The 16,148-nt window shown below is 39.8% G+C and carries 12 protein-coding genes; all 12 read left to right on the forward strand.

The genetic code is table 11. The annotated features are described in order from the left end of the window. Positions 1-9: 9 nt before the first annotated feature. Complete coding sequence (locus AC1DDX_RS12235; RefSeq protein ID WP_477622090.1) at positions 10-2,715, forward strand: SDR family NAD(P)-dependent oxidoreductase; 2,706 nt, start codon at positions 10-12, stop codon at positions 2,713-2,715. Between the two features lie 12 nt (positions 2,716-2,727). Further along, on the forward strand, positions 2,728-7,005 hold the full coding sequence (locus tag AC1DDX_RS12240) for a type I polyketide synthase (RefSeq protein WP_337717394.1): 4,278 nt from the start codon (positions 2,728-2,730) through the stop codon (positions 7,003-7,005). Beyond that, positions 6,993-7,292 (forward strand): acyl carrier protein, encoded by a 300-nt coding sequence (locus tag AC1DDX_RS12245; RefSeq protein WP_048907178.1) that lies wholly within the window; start codon positions 6,993-6,995, stop codon positions 7,290-7,292. The genes AC1DDX_RS12240 and AC1DDX_RS12245 overlap by 13 nt, the downstream gene beginning before the upstream one ends. After that, positions 7,283-8,047 (forward strand): alpha/beta fold hydrolase, encoded by a 765-nt coding sequence (locus tag AC1DDX_RS12250; protein ID WP_172661127.1) that lies wholly within the window; start codon positions 7,283-7,285, stop codon positions 8,045-8,047. Before AC1DDX_RS12245 ends, AC1DDX_RS12250 begins: the two co-directional genes overlap by 10 nt. After that, positions 8,040-9,248 carry a glycosyltransferase gene (locus AC1DDX_RS12255; protein ID WP_337717396.1) on the forward strand — a complete coding sequence of 403 codons (1,209 nt, stop codon included), beginning with the start codon at positions 8,040-8,042 and terminating at the stop codon, positions 9,246-9,248. The genes AC1DDX_RS12250 and AC1DDX_RS12255 overlap by 8 nt, the downstream gene beginning before the upstream one ends. A 9-nt stretch (positions 9,249-9,257) precedes the next feature. Beyond that, positions 9,258-10,433, forward strand: coding sequence for a glycosyltransferase (locus AC1DDX_RS12260; RefSeq protein ID WP_337717398.1), 1,176 nt, complete (start codon positions 9,258-9,260; stop codon positions 10,431-10,433). Beyond that, on the forward strand, positions 10,430-11,683 hold the full coding sequence (locus AC1DDX_RS12265; RefSeq protein ID WP_288882690.1) for a condensation domain-containing protein: 1,254 nt from the start codon (positions 10,430-10,432) through the stop codon (positions 11,681-11,683). The genes AC1DDX_RS12260 and AC1DDX_RS12265 overlap by 4 nt, the downstream gene beginning before the upstream one ends. Continuing rightward, on the forward strand, positions 11,680-12,948 hold the full coding sequence (locus AC1DDX_RS12270; protein ID WP_477612064.1) for a condensation domain-containing protein: 1,269 nt from the start codon (positions 11,680-11,682) through the stop codon (positions 12,946-12,948). The genes AC1DDX_RS12265 and AC1DDX_RS12270 overlap by 4 nt, the downstream gene beginning before the upstream one ends. Positions 12,949-13,104: 156 nt before the next feature. Next, positions 13,105-13,425, forward strand: a complete 321-nt coding sequence (locus AC1DDX_RS12275) for a hypothetical protein (protein WP_477622091.1) — start codon at positions 13,105-13,107, stop codon at positions 13,423-13,425. An 89-nt stretch (positions 13,426-13,514) separates the two neighbouring features. Beyond that, complete coding sequence (mnmL, locus tag AC1DDX_RS12280) at positions 13,515-14,465, forward strand: tRNA modification radical SAM protein MnmL/YtqA (protein ID WP_172661123.1); 951 nt, start codon at positions 13,515-13,517, stop codon at positions 14,463-14,465. Positions 14,466-14,607: 142 nt separating this feature from the next. After that, positions 14,608-15,564, forward strand: a complete 957-nt coding sequence (locus AC1DDX_RS12285; protein WP_477622092.1) for a beta-N-acetylhexosaminidase — start codon at positions 14,608-14,610, stop codon at positions 15,562-15,564. Further along, positions 15,561-16,148 (forward strand): chitobiase/beta-hexosaminidase C-terminal domain-containing protein (locus tag AC1DDX_RS12290; protein WP_477622093.1); only part of this gene is annotated, 588 nt, incomplete at its 3' end. The genes AC1DDX_RS12285 and AC1DDX_RS12290, both read left to right, overlap by 4 nt.

The raw sequence follows: 16,148 nt of genomic DNA on the forward strand, positions 1-16,148 counted from the left end.
TGAAAACCTGTGAAATTTGTAGAACAGGTAAACAGATGGTACCAGGACGGAGCAAGAATCTTTATTGAAGTTGGACCTGGAAAAGTATTAACAGCTCTAGCGAAAGCATGCTTAGGCAGAGATGAGTTGCTACTTTATGCAGAGGACAATAGCCACAATAAGATAACACATTTGCTTTGTACAATTGCGACTTACATAGCCACAGGGCGTGATGTTAAATTGGAGAAATTGTTTGAAGGCCGTAATGGCAGGCATTTAAACCTGGATGAACCAGAGCAGTACAAGAAGAGTAAAACAGTTTGGTATGTAAATGGGCAGCATGCAATTCCATCGGTAGGGAAACTACCTGCAAACGGGGCTTTGCCGATAATGCAACCACTTAAACTAAAAGGAACAGAAGTGAAAACAGAATATATAAATAACCCATCGAATGGGGCAGAACAAATGATGCAGGAATACCTGAACAGTATGAAAATGATGATTCAGGCACAACGTGATGTGATGTTAACGTTTTTAGCTCAGCAATCGCCAAATATGCAAATGCCTCAGCAAATGTATGTTCCTGCACCGGTTGTAACGCAATCAGCGCCATCGGTACAGATTGCAACCAGGCAACCTGTGTCCGAGATTCAGCCAGTGGCGACCGTTGTAAAACCTGTAGCATTAAAAGTTGATGTTAAAGCGGTTTTAATGAGTATTGTAAGTGATAAAACTGGTTACCCTCAGGAGATGCTTGGGATGGAAATGGACTTAGAGGCTGATTTAAGTATTGATTCTATTAAACGTATGGAGATTATAGGTTCCTTGCGCACTGAACTGGGTGGTTTTAGTAATGCAGATAAAAATGAAGATGCTTTTATGGAGCAGCTTGCAGGTATTAAAACATTAAGTGGTTTGGTAAACTGGATCAATGAAAATACTGCTTCGGCTGTTCCGGTTACAGAGGAAGTGACTGGTGTGAAATTTACGCTTGCAGATATTAAATCTGCAATTCTTTCAGTTGTAAGTGATAAGACCGGTTATCCGCAGGATATGCTGGGGATGGATCTTGATCTCGAAGCGGATCTAAGTATAGATTCAATTAAACGCATGGAAATTATTGGCGAGTTGAAGGTAAAGATCGGTTTTAGTAAAGGTGAGGAAAGTGGCGATGATCTAATGGAAAAACTTGCTGCGATTAAGACGCTTAATGGTCTGGTAAATTGGATTTCGGAGATAGAATCTGAAGGTACCGAAACCGTTGCTGAGGCTAAAAAGATTATTGAAGAGAGCGCAGTAAATGATAATTATGGTGAGTCATTGTCAAGACTTCGGTTTGAGCTTACCCCTTCGGAACTTTTAAATAAAGATACCTCATCATTAAAAGGAGTTCGTTTTGCGGTAACTGACGATGCTGGTTTGCAGGCCATGGCCATTAAAGAACTATTTGAGGCTCAGGGAGCAATTGTAGATGTTGTTTCTGCTAAAGATAGTTTAAAAGGTTATAAAGGTTTGATCATGCTGAACATGTTCAGTACGCCAGATAAGGCTACCATTATTGACAATATTGCAATGATAAAGGAGCTGGATTTTGAGGAGATGAAATGGGTATATCTAATTTCGGATACCAAGGGTTATATGGATAATGAATCTGATGCGGCCATGTTAAGGCACTTTCAGGGATACTCAGGCTTGTTTAAAAGTTTAGATAAGGAATATGAAAATACCAAATGCAGGGTTGTAAGTTTAACCACAAAATCTGCAGCATCAGAAATTGCTAAAATCACCTTGAATGAGATCCTGAATCCGGATGAGCCTTCTGAGGTTATATATGATGGCATTAACAGACAAACGCTTGAGCTTATTCCTTCGCAGCTGGTAACCGGATTGGCTGATTCCCATATTCAGCTGGATAAAGAAGCGGTGGTGCTGGTTCTTGGCGGAGCCCAGGGTATTACCGCTAAGCTGATGACACATTTTGCAAAGGATTATCCTTGCAGATATATTTTAGTTGGCCGTTCTCCTGATCCCAGAGCCAATGGATTGGACCAGTTTACTTTTATGAAAACCAAAGAAGAGATCAGAGCTTATCTAATCAAACAGGGTAATCTTAAAAAACCGTTAGAAATAGAGCAGGAAACAAACAAAATCTATAAAAACAACCAGATTCTGGAAACTATCGGCTCACTTGAATCAGAAGGGTCTATAGTATCATATGCATCACTTGATCTGCGTGACGAAGAAGGCTTAAGCAAATTTATTGGTCAGGTTTATGAAGAATACGGAAGGATAGATGGGGTGGTTCATGGCGCAGGCTTGCTGGAGGATAAATTGTTCCATGGTAAAACGGTGGAATCTTTTAGACGGGTTTTTGAAACCAAGGTAACTCCTTTACGTGTGCTTGCAGAGCAGCTAAGACCAGAAACGCAATTCGTAATCTTCTTCTCGAGCATAGCTTCGGTTTACGGAAACCGTGGACAAACAGATTATGCGGCAGCAAATAGCGTAATGGACAGGTACGCCTGGGCATTAAAAGCCAAGATAAATGGTAAGGTGATGGCGATAAACTGGGGGCCCTGGAAAGGCGCGGGAATGGTTTCGTCTACGCTGGAAAAAGAATATGAACGCAGAGGAATTTCGATGATACCCTTGCAGGATGGTATGGAAACCTTTGTAAATGAAGTTAAATACGGAAATGAGAGTCAGGTACTCATCATGGCAGGAAGTAACTGGTAGCCAGGGGACGTTATGAAAAAAACGGATGTAGCTGTAGTAGGAATGTCTTGCATTTTTCCCGGTGCGGGTGATGTGGAGACATTCTGGCAAAATATAATTAACAAGGTAGATTCTACACAGATTGTTCCTGCCAATAGAATTGATCAGGTACATTTTGAAAAGGGTTCTGCTGGAGTCGATCGTTTTTATTGTAACCGTGGAGGTTTTATCCCTGAAGTGGAGTTTGATCCTGCCGGTTTTGGGATATTACCATTAGCTGTTGAAGGTACAGAACCTGATCATTTGTTAACACTTAACCTGGTTCAGAAAGCATTGGAAGATGCAGGGGTGTTTGAAAAGAATGTTTCGCTTGATAAAACGGGCATCATTATCGGTAAAGGGAATTATGCCGGGCCGGGAGCTACCCGCGCCATAGAAATAGTGAGAACAGGCGAGCAGATTGCCAGTGTTTTAAAAGATCTTTTACCTCATTTGGGTGAAGAAGAAATAGATAAGGTAAAGAAAGAGTTTCAGGTTCGTAAAGGTCGTTTTGGCGCTGATACTGCAATGGGGCTTATTCCTAATCTTGTGGCTTCTTTAGTTGCCAACAGGTTAAATCTTGGCGGGGTGGCTTATACTTTAGATGCGGCCTGTGCGAGCTCTCTTATTGCCATTGATCATGCGGTGCAGGAGTTGAATAGTAAGCGTTGTAATATGGTTATTGCAGGGGGTGTTCATGTTGGCCAGAATGCTGCGTTCTGGAGTATTTTTACTCAACTGGGTGCTTTATCCAGAAAAGGAAAGATTGCTCCTTTTGATGAGGGAGCCGACGGATTACTTATTGGAGAAGGTTGTGGGTTTGTAGTGTTAAAATGCCTTGAAGATGCAATTGCTGATGGCGACAGAATTTATTCCGTATTAAAAGGTATTGGTGTTAGTAGTGATGGAAGTGGCACGAGTGTAATGAGCCCTTCGGTAAAAGGACAAATCAAAGCGATTGCCCAGGCCTGGGAAAATGCTGGTGTTGATTTAAAAGATATAGGATACATTGAAGCTCATGGTACCGGTACGCCATTGGGTGATAAAACTGAGATAGAGACTTTATTGCAATTTTTTGGTAGTGATAATTCATTGCCAAAGGCAGGTATTGGAACGGTAAAATCTAATATCGGTCATGCCATGCCTGCTTCGGGTATTGCAGGACTGATAAAGACATCATTAGCATTGTATCATGGTATTATTCCGCCGACATTGCATTGTGATGTTCCTCTAGCGCAATTAAAAGAAACGAGATTTAGTGCTGTGCAAGATGCGCAGAATTGGGAAACTTCAGGTTTACCAAGGATTGCGGGTGTAAATGCCTTTGGTTTTGGAGGCATAAATGCACATGTGGTACTTGAAGGTTATGAAGCTAATAAGCCGGAGCCTGCTTCTGTTTTAAAGAGTACACAGACAGATCAGGTATTGTTAATAGCGCGCCACAGCCACGAAGCTTTGTTGGATGCTTTGGAAACCAATGACAAAGATCCTGGTGAAGGCAAATATCGCATTGCGGTGTTTGATCCAACTCCCGAGCGAATAAAGAAAGCGCTTAAAATTGCGGGGAAAAATATTCCATGGCGCAATAAACAAGATATATGGTATAATAATGAGCCTCTTTTAAGCAAGGGTGGGAAAGTAGCTTTTGTGTTTCCAGGCCTTGATGGTTTGGCAGGTGGAGAGGTACTTAGTGTTGCTGAGCATTTCAATATTGCACATAAGGAGGTATCGACAGCTGGTGGTTTATTAGATGAAGCTTTGAAAATTCTGGAGAAAAGCAGCATTCTTGATACGGCCATTAAGCAATTAGGTGTACTGCCTGATATGAATGCAGGACATAGCTTAGGGGAATGGCTCGCGGCAAGATCTTCTGAGCTGGCAGAAGAATCATCGGTAATGCAATTGCTTAACTACCTCAACCCGGAAACATTTGAGTTAAAGGATTCCAAATTTATTGCCGTAGGATGTGGAATTGATAAGCTGCAGCCTATTATCGAAAACATAGATCAACTATATCTTTCAAATGATAATTGCCCGCAACAGGTTATTCTTTGCGGAAGTAATACGGCTCTTGATGAGCTGGTGCCAATATTAAGGACCAAGCAAATCTTTCATCAGATACTTCCTTTTCAGTCTGGATTCCATTCTCCTTTTGTGGCAGATAAACTGGACGTTATGCTGGAAGGCATGAAGGATATGCAGTTTAGAAAAACGAAGTTCCCATTATGGTCGGCAACTACTTTGGAGCTTTATCCGGAAGGTTTTGAAGCAATAAGACAGTTAAGTGTAGAACACCTGATAAAGCCTGTTCGCTTTCGTGAACTTACTGAGCGACTTTATAATGAAGGTGCAAGGGTGTTTGTGCAGATCGGATCGGGTGGTTTGATTGGTTTTATTGATGATACTTTACGCGGTAAAAATTATAGTGCGGTATCGTCAAACGTACCAATCCGTTCTGGTATTGCCCAGTTGCAACGTGTACTAGCGGCATTGTTTGTTGAGGGTAAGGAAGCCGGAATGCAATTCATGGGGTATGATAAGAAAAAAGTAGCTGCCAGAAAAGGTATTGTGCTTCAGCTTGGCTTACCCATAATTAATAATATTGCAGGCATTAAAGCACTGGCGCAAAAACAAGAAAAGACTGCATATCGGAGGGAGGCAGTTCTGGAGGACTCTGCTGCCTCACATCCTCTAATGAAGGCTTTTAATGAGAATGTTGAGGAGATGATTGATATTCAATCGGAATTACTTCAGTTATTTAAGAATGGAGTTCCTGCTAATCAAACTGCAAACGCCCCCGCTCCGGTTATGAGGGCCTCTGGTCGGAGGGTTCCATTTTCTAAAAAGCTGGATGTTAGTTTAGAAAACTGTCCGTATCTGGTAGACCATTCATTGCTCAGACAACCCAAAGGATGGCACTGTCTAGATGATATGGATCCCGTAATTCCAATGACAATGATTTTTGAACTGTTCGCTGAAATTGCAGTTGATCAGTCGCCCGAAGAGCAGGTGCAAAAGATCATGAACATAAAGGTGTTCCAATGGATGAATGTTGCAAAACCATTTGTAGAAACAGTTACAGGCGAGTGGAAAGATCACCAGTTGGTATATCTGAATCTGGAGCGCTTTGCAAATGCAGAAGTATTGCTGGCCGCTAATCTTGCTGATGCTCCTTTGAGGAGTTTTGATGTGGGTAAGATTTTGAACATCGACAGAACAACTGAGCAGATATATGATGGACATATGTTTCATGGACCCGGCTATCAGGGTATAAAGAAATTAATTGCTGTTGGTGAAAAAGGCATTACCGGTATCATTGAAGGTGATACTGGCAAGGGTTCTCTTTTAGATAATGCCGGACAGCTGTTTGGTTTATGGCTGCAGCTTACACTTACAAAAGATCGCATCGCTTTCCCTGTTAAAATACAGGAAATAGAGTTCTTTGGTGATTTTAAAGATCAGAAAGGAAGTTTTGAATGTACTTGTGTGCTCACGGAGTTGAATGATGAATTTGCTACCGCAGATTTTGTGATGAAGCGGGATAATAAGATCTGGGCGGTAATATCAGGCTGGCAAAACAGAAGACTTGAAATTGATGATGCGTTGTGGAGCGTTTCTATGTCGCCATTAAATAACAGACTTTCAGAAGAGATTGCCCCGGGAGTGTTCATGTTTCACAACGCTTACAGCAGGGTGGTTTCGTGGGACTTTATTTTAAAACGCTATTTCAATCAGGATGAGAAAAAACATCATAATTCATTATTGCCAAATAAGCGAAAAGAATGGATGATCAGTAGAGTTGCAGTAAAAGATGCTGTTCGAAATTTACTGAAGAAGACTAAACAAGAAGCCTACTTTCCGATTGCTTTTGAAATCAGATCAGACGAATTCAGAAAGCCCTACCCATATGGCAATATGACTGAGGATATACATGTTTCTATTGCCCATAAAGGGACTGATGCTGTTGGAATTGCACAATACGATAGATCTGTTGGTATTGACATTGAACGGATTGAGGAGCGAAGTGAAGGGTTTGCTGATCTCGTTTTCTCTGAGGAAGAGAAGGTACTGCTAGCAGATAAAGACAAAGCGGAATGGGCAACCCGTTTTTGGGTGGCAAAGGAGGCTTACGGGAAATACCTCGGGAAAGGCCTGCAGGGAAATCCAAAAGCATATACTATACAGGAGATCAGAGGAGAAGAATTAAGGATTCACGACATATTCATAAAAACAATAAAACATAAAAATTATATAATCGGATGGACGCAGTAGTATCGACAGCAAAACTGAACAGCAACGAGATCTTTGATCTTATGAAACAATTTATTACAGAGGTGATAGGAGAAGAGTTTGTGGAAGAAATGGATATCACGATGGAAAGCTCTTTCACTAAAGACCTTGAGATGGATAGTATTGAAATTGTATCCTTTTCTGAAAAAATTAAGGCACACTTTGGTGAGCAGATAGACTTTACAGGATGGTTGTCTAACATGGATCTTGATCAGCTTATCAATCTGAATTTAGGAACGATTGTAAACTACATAGAAGAATGCCAATAATAGAAGTAAATAACAGAGGAGTGCATATACAGGAACTGAATAAAGGGGCTGCGGAAACGGTGCTGCTTGTTCACGGGATGTTTAGCAACCTTTCTATTTACTATTTTAATATTGCGCCCATTTTAGCGAAACACTTTCATGTGGTTATGTATGATCTTAAAAGCCATGGCTTAAGTGAAAGAATAGAAAATGGCTACGACCTTAATAGTATGACCGATGATCTGGTGAATTTACTGGATAGTTTGGGGATTGATAAGGTGCACCTGGCCGGATATAGTTTTGGGGGACTTATTGCTTTAAAAATGGCTGCGCGCTTTCCCCGAAAGATAAAAAAACTTGCTGTTATAGAAGCCCCAGATCCTAATGATGATAAAACGAGAGATATTATAGATGATTACAGCAGGGAGTTTCTGGAGCATTATGTAACCAATTTTACAGATACCACGAAGGTGAAAATGGGAAAGCGACAGATGGAACGTAACCACCGTATGTACGAGTATCTTTTTCACGAAACCAGTATAAAGAGTGATATGATTCTTGAGAAGGAGTTTTTTAGCGCTGCTGAGATTTCGGATATACAGCAAGATACTTTACTGCTATATGGTGCAAATTCAAATTGCCTGGGAGCGGGTAAGAAATTGAAAAATAAGATAAGAGGAGCAGCATTGCTTGAGGTTAACGGCGACCATAATATTCCTATTCAGGAGCCGGTAAGTATTGGAAATATCATGGAAACATTTTTTAACAATGGCTAAATTGGTATTCATAGTTCCGCCTTTAACAGGGCATATTAACCCAACATTAAGTATTGGTGCTGTTTTATTGCATCGCGGTCACGAAGTGGCCTGGATTAGTCTGGATAAATCTTTGGCTTTGCGCCTCCCTAAAGGGGGGCAGTTACTGCTTATTGAGTATGATGAAAATGATCAGCAAAAACAGGACAGCGAGAAATATCTTGACATCATTACAAAGAAGATCGTTTATGGTATCGATAGCATCAAATTCCTTTACGAGGAAGTTTTGATCCCTTTGAACAAACACAGTTACGAAGGTATTGTGGGTTTGTTGGATAAGTTTAAGCCAGATCTGATAATTACAGATCATCAGATGTTTGCCGGAGCTATTGCTGCAGTTAATAGAAATATTCCTTATGCAACTTCTGTTACTGCACCGGCTGCAATTAAGGTGATGGATGAACTACCTAAGATCCATGAATGGGAGGTAAACCAAATTGTGGCACTTCAAAAGGATTTGGGTGTTGAAAGTGAAAATGCTATTGCCTGCTCGGACCTGTTAACAATGGTGTTGACATCTAAAGCTTTTTTTGGTGAAATGGAATTGCCTTCTAATTATCAGTTTGTAGGTCCTGTTATCCATAAGCGAGAAGGGCAAACGCCTTTTGATTGGGAAGGATTGGAACGGAGGACCCCGCAACCAAAAATATTGGTAAGTATAGGAACTACGTTTGATCACGAACATAAGAAGAGTTTTTTTGCTAAGGTGATTGAAGCTTTTGCTGAAGAACCTTTAACTGTTGTGGTTGTTTCTGAACCTTCGTTATTTGATGAATGGCCCGGGAATTTTATCGTTCAGCGCAATGTTCCACAGCTGGAGCTGCTACCTTATCTCGATGCAGTTGTTTGTCACGGAGGTCATAATACAGTATGTGAAACTTTAACTAATGGTTTGCCAATGGTAGTTGTGCCTATTGCGTACGACCAGTCGCACGTTGCCGGAAGGGTGGTCAGAGTGGGTGCCGGGTTGAGGTTAAATTTCAATCGGTTCAAATCAAAACATCTTAAGGAAGCTGTTGAGGAAATTTTAAATAATGAATCTTTCGGTAAGGCAGCACGACAGATGAGCTTGTCTTTTGAAGAGGCTGGAGGGACGGAAACTGCTGCTGATTTGCTTGTACAGTTAAGCGCGGTAAGATATGTTGAGGTATTAAATAATTAAAAGAGAATTATGTCAAAGTTTTTGTTCGTTGTGCCACCTTTTTTTGGTCATATAAGCCCAACGTTAAGTGTAGGAGCCAGTCTTATCGCTAAAGGTCATGAGGTGAAATGGCTTGGTGTTATACCGCTTTCGGATTCTCATATTCCTGAGGGTGGTGAGTACATCTATCCGCATGATGATTTGGTTGAACATCAGGAAGAACTTCAAAAAATATTAAAGAGACAGGATGATGGCCCGGCTTGTTCTGGACCTGAGGTAATGAAACTGGCACTTGAAGAAACTTACGTTCCTATTGCCCGCATTATGATGAAAGGCCTGGGTAGGTATGTTGATGAATGGAAGCCAGATGTAATTATTAACGATTGCATCACTTTTGCGGGGGCATTATGTGCTTACATTAAAGGAATTCCTTGTGTTACGACTACACCGGTGCCACCGGATGTGATGGGAGATACGGCGAACAGCGCACCTAAAATATTTGAATGGCAGGAAAACCTGATTAAAGGATTACAGCGGGAATTTGGTGTGTATGGTGAAGAGATTGTAATTCACTCACATAAAATGAACATCGTTTTTACTTCTGAAGAGTTTGCCGGAGCTCAGGACTCCATGCCTCATATGAAATTTGTTGGGCCTGTTAAAGGTCGGCCAAATCATGCTGACTTTGATTGGGAGAGGTTAGAAAAAACAACTACTCCTAAAGTATTTGTTTCGTTAGGAACTTTGCTGGTTGACATAAGAAAAGAGTTTTTTGGTAAGTTGATCGAAGCTTTTGCAGATGCCCCGGTAACTATAGTGGCAGCCACCAATCCAGATATTTTTGAGCAATGGCCTGATAATTTTATTGTTAATGGTTTTGTACCACAGGCTGAGCTGATGCCAAAAATGGATGCTGTGATTTGTCATGGTGGTTTTAATACCGTTAACGATACCTTCATTAATGGATTGCCAATGTTGATCACTCCAATTGCCTATGATCATTTTCATACCGCTAAACTTATCGAAAATGCCGGTTGTGGGATCAAGATCCGCTATAAGCGGTTACGCATCGAGGATATGAAGAGGGCAGTATTTGAGTTGCTTGAAAATCCGGTATACAGAAACGCCTCTTTGAGAATTAAAGAAACATTTATTGCTGCCGGTGGAAATGATAAAGCAGTACAGTTATTAGAAGAATTTGTATGAAAAGAAAGCTTCTATTTGCCGAAAGAATGCTTCATGGAAATGGGGAAGCGCCCTTTAATGCCGTGATCCCTATAAAGTTAAAAGGGAGTTTTGAAATAGAGAACTTGCGCTATGCATTGCGGAGGCTTCAGGAAAAACACCCATTTTTGAATGCTTTTGTAATGGATGACCAGAAATCGAGGCCCTGGTTTGTGGTTAGTGAAAAAATTGAACTTCAAATTCCTTTAAGGATTGTAGCCCGGACTACTGATGACGACTGGAAAACAGAGTCAATGAATGAGTGGTCGACCTTGTTTGATACCAGATCAGGGCCTTTAATGAGGCTGGTGTGGATAAAAGGTGAGGAGTTTTCTGAATTTATAATGGTTATCCATCATTGCCTTTGTGACGGGGGCTCGGCTATGGCAATTTTGGCTGAACTTTTACTATTACTAGATGATGGCTCAATAGAGATAGGTAAGGAAGATCCGATTTTAAGGATTGAAGATATTATACCGGTTTCAGTTCTTAATAACAAGAAGAAGATCATTAAAGCCAAATTAATTGGAGGTGTAGCAACCCTGTTTTTATGGCTGATTCCCGTTAAAAAGAAATTGATTGAAAGAAAGCGTGATTATATGATTCACTGGAAGCTTGAAAAGGAATTAAGCGACCGGTTAATCCATAAGTGTAAAACGGAAGGAGTTACGGTTAATACAGCACTATGTGTGGCAGTATTAAATGCATTTAAGGAAGTTCGAAAAGAAAACTTTCATAACAAAATCTCACTCCCTGTTGATATTCGCAGGTTTGCCCCAAAAATTAAGAGAGATAACATTTTTGCGTTTGGTTTGATGCTGGTGGTTTCTGCAGATAAAGACCTCGGCTTTTTTGCTGACGCTAAAAGAATGCAGGAAGATATTGACAAGAAAACCACAAAGTTAGATCCGTATGAAACGATTATGATGATGGAAGAGTCGCATTCATCATTAAATAACTTTACTAATTTTCTAAAGTATGGTAAGTCCAGTAACGATTGCATGTTTTCTAATCTGGGCAGAGTAGATATTCCTTATCTGTATAAAAATTTTGCTGTGGAAACCATTTTTAGCCCCTCTGTAATAGGTCCGTTGGGGAATACGACAACACTTGTAACCTCAACCTATCTTGGGCAAATGGATTTTACATTTATTGCCAGCGAAGGGTTTATCCCGTATAATGAAGCGCAGGCTATTAAAGAAAAAATGATGGAAATACTTAATGAGCTATGAGAAGACGGCTGATCATGGGAGAAAGAATCATGTATGTGGATGCTTCTACTCCTTTAAATTGTGTATTTGCAATTACTATTCGAGGGAGTTTTACGCTTGAAAGATTACGTAATGCATTACATAAAGTGCAGCAAAAACATCCTTTATTGCGAGCAAGTATAAAGGAAGATGCTGCGGGGGTTCCTTATTTTGTTTCGAGTAATAAGCTTTCTGAAATTCCGGTTAGAATTGGGGAAAGGGTTAGTGATGACGATTGGAAAGCACAATCTAAAGCTGAATGGAGAAAACTTTTTGATGGAAAGAGTGCGCCATTGGCAAGAGTTGTATGGCTTAAGGATGCCGAAGTTTCGGATCTGATTCTAGTTTGTCCGCATTGTATTTGTGACGGTACTACTTTTGTCGCTTTGATGAGTGAGATATTAGAAGTACTGGATGAACCGGAAAAGGAGCTATCCAGCTACCTGCCATTTAATTCTATGGAAGGATTACTTTCTCAATCATTTAAAGTCAGTAAAGGGAAGGTTTTAAAAGCGAAGTTTTTTTCAGTAGTTGCAAGGTTGTTTTTTCTTTTTAAATCTACAAAAAGTAAAAAGCCTGAGGGGCAGAACTATTTTTTGCATTGGCGACTGGATGCAGAGAAAACGGCAGCACTTGCTATTGAATGTAAAACAGCAGGTGTAAGTGTGTATTCTGCTTTGTGTGTTATTTTATTAAAAGCATTTCAATCTGTTAAAGGGAGTAAGGCTCGTGGTAAGGTAATCTGTCCGGTTGATGTGAGGCGATTTATCAGCGAAATAAAAGGGGATACCATGTTTGCTTTTGCACCCATTGCCGAACTATCGGTTGATGATAAGCTTGCCGGTTTTTGGGAAAAAGCAAAGAAAGTAAAGGAAGACCTGAATACAAAAATTGCTGCTATGAATGTTCATGAACTATTGATCATGAGTGAATATTTCCATGGCTCGGTAAAGAAGATGGTGAAGTATTTATTGACCACTGAAGGTAGTCATGATGTAACTTTTTCAAATATGGGCAGACTGGGAATTCCTGAAAACTACGATTCCTTTGAAGTGGAAGCTATATATAGTCCATCGGTCGGTTTCCCATGGCGAAATCCCAATACCATAGTTGTAAGTACTTTTAAAGGAGAAATGGATTTCACATTTTGCTCAAATGATGCTTTTTTACCTGAAAGTGAGGCAATAGCAATTAAAAATAAAGCGCTGGAACTATTACAGCAAGAGTTGATGGTAAGTTATGCTTAAAGATTTAAAAAGTGATGGCATGGTATTGAAAAGGCTTGTTCTGCGGAACCTGCCGCTTTACTTTATTCCCAACGTTATCGCTAACACTATTATCCCGTATTTTAGCTTTAAAAATCTCAATGCGGTTCACTTATTTGAAGGTGAGTATTGTATCCTATGGCATTGTTGCTTCCATTTATAATCACTTTCGATATTTTAAAAAAAACAATAGCACTTTCTGAAGAGGGTAAAGCAGGATTTGTGCTGCCTGATAATTTTACTAAGAATAAATTTATGTTTAAAATGGCAGGTATTAACGGCGTAACTACCTCATCTGTTATTTTGTTTTGTATGTTGGCGGTCCAACTTAGTATCCCTAAAGATTATAGTTTTAATGGGAAATTGCTTTCTATTCTTTTGGGTGCCCTGGCCGGTACATTGTCGATAGTTTTTACTCTCTGGCCCATTAAAAAAATTAAAGAGTTAAAAAGTGCTTAATTTCTGGTCTGATAGCAACTACCTGGCGGTTAACAATCATTCTTTGTCAGAAATAAATTAAAAGCTGTATTTTTGCAAGAAAAAAGCAATTGGGAACTTTACTGGATCAAGGAATAAAAGGATATAGAAATTACGGAACACACCTCAAAGAGAAATACAATGGGCAACGTGTGTTTAAAGTAATAGTTGATGGTGGATTTACTTGTCCTAACCGCGATGGGAGTAAAGGTTATGGAGGATGTACCTACTGTAATGTAGACTCTTTTACCCCTGAGCTTTCCAGAAAGCTGCCAACCATACGCGAACAATTAGAGCAGGGTATGGAAAGAGGTAAGGGTTTTTATAAAGCCGATAAGTTTATTGTTTATTTCCAGCCTAATACGAATACTTATGCTCCTGTACATTATTTAAAAATGATGTACGATGAAGCACTATCTATAAATACAGAAGATGTTGTAGGCTTTTCTGTGGGTACCCGCCCTGATTGTATTGATGCAGAAAAGGTTGCTTTACTTGAAAGCTATGCTGATCGATTTGATGTGGATTTGGAAATGGGCATGGAGTCTATATACGACGAAACGCTTAATCAGATCAATAGAGGATGTAGTCATGGCGAGTTTGTTGAGGCCGTTAAATTACTTGAAAACAGTAAGCTTGACCTTTGTGTACATACTATTTTTGGCTTCCCTTGGGAAACAGAAGAAATGATGCTGGGTTACATCCATGAGATTAACCGGTTCCCTCAAATCAAATTTGTAAAATTCCATCACCTTCACATAGTAGAAGGATCAATTATGGGAGTAAAATATAAAAAGGAACCCTTTAAGCTGTTCTCGCTAGAAGAATATACCGATCTGCTTTGTAAATTAATTCCGTTATTGAGGCCCGATATTGTTATTCAAAGATTATTTGGGATATCAGATTGGGATTTGTTAATAGCACCTAACTGGGGGTTAAATAAATCTGCAATTCAAACATATATTGATAAGGAAATTGAACGCAGAGGTGTAGTGCAAGGATCAGAATACTTAGCTAAATAGATTACCAGACATTTTATGAATAACTTTATTACTTTGAAACTTAAGATCACCTTAGTTTTGTTTCTTTGTGTGCTTACAACATTCGCACAGCAAGAAAAGGCAGGTTATGCTATTATACCACAACCTGTGAAACTCACAGTTGATGGGAACTGCGATATTACGCCGCAAGCAGGTTTTACAAAAATCATTGCTGAGCGCAATCGCTATTCCTTGTGTAAAAATTGAAGATGCGCCACATTTCTCGTGGAGAGGTATTCATTTGGATGTTTCCCGTCATTTCTTTGATCTTGCTTATCTGCGAACAATGATAGATAGAATGTCTTACTATAAATTCAATAAGTTTCATTTGCATTTAACAGATGATCAGGGTTGGAGAATCGAAATCAAAAAATACCCTGAACTAACATCAAAAGGCGCGTGGCGAGAGATGAATGGTCAGGATTCGAGTTGTATTGCACTTGCTAAAACAAATCCTGATTATGCTATTCCTGAAAAACATTTCAAAATGATTGATGGTAAGAAGATGTACGGAGGTTTTTATACTCAAGATGAAATGCGTGGGCTAATTGCGTATGCTGATTCTAAAGGAATAGAGATTATACCTGAAATTGATATGCCGGGACATATGATGGCTGCAACAAACCTTATGCCCTGGCTAACTTCTCATGGCAAAGGTGGACAGGCAAAGGACTTCTCTGAGCCATTGTGCCCATGTAAAGAAACAACTTTTGAATTTGCCGAAAATGTATTTACTGAGATTGCTGCATTATTTCCAAGCAAATATATCCATCTGGGTGCCGATGAAGTTGAAAAAAGCAGCTGGAAAAATGTGCTTGAATGTGAAGCGCTGATGAAGAAGGAAGGACTTAAAAGTGTGGATGAGCTGCAAAGCTATTTTGTGCGGAGAATGGAGCGGTTTTTTAACAGTAAAGGTAAAAAGCTAATCGGTTGGGACGAAATTCTTGATGGAGGTGTATCGCCAACAGCTACAATGATGTATTGGAGAACATGGGTGCCTACAGCACCTAAACACGCTGCGGAAAATGGAATAATTTTGAAAATCGTGTACAGAAGCACTTTTCATTGCTGGATGCTATGAATATAAATTATCGGCTTCCAGACCTGGATGGATTTACTACCCAGAGTGTATTTGTTGATAAGGGCACATTACATATAAATAAGTCACTTGCAGGTTTAACAATAAGGTATACTACTGATGGTACCTTGCCTACTTTGCAGTCGAAAATTTTTAATGGAGATTTGACCATAACTAAGCCGGTGGAATTTAAAGTGGCAGGTTTTAGACCAAATGGTAACAGAGGGGATATTTATACCATTAATTATGTACATCAGGATTATATTAAGCCTGTACAGTTATCATCACCAGCAAAGGGATTAAAGTTTTCATATTATCCGCGCTTTTATAAGACTGTAAACGCTATAGACGAAAAAGATCTTACCAACGAAGGCATTAGCGCTGCAATTGAAATTCCTGTAGCAAAAACTGCGGAAAGTTTTGCTACCCGTCATAAAGGTTACTTTTATGCAGAAGAAACGGGTATTTATTCGTTCGCATTGCGCTCAGATGATGGAAGTGTGTTGAAATTAGGTGATAAAGTATTTATTGATAGCGATGGTATGCACACATCTATTGAAAAATCTGCTGAAATAGCTCTTGAGAAA

The organism is Pedobacter sp. 10L46_2 (assembly GCF_056395165.1).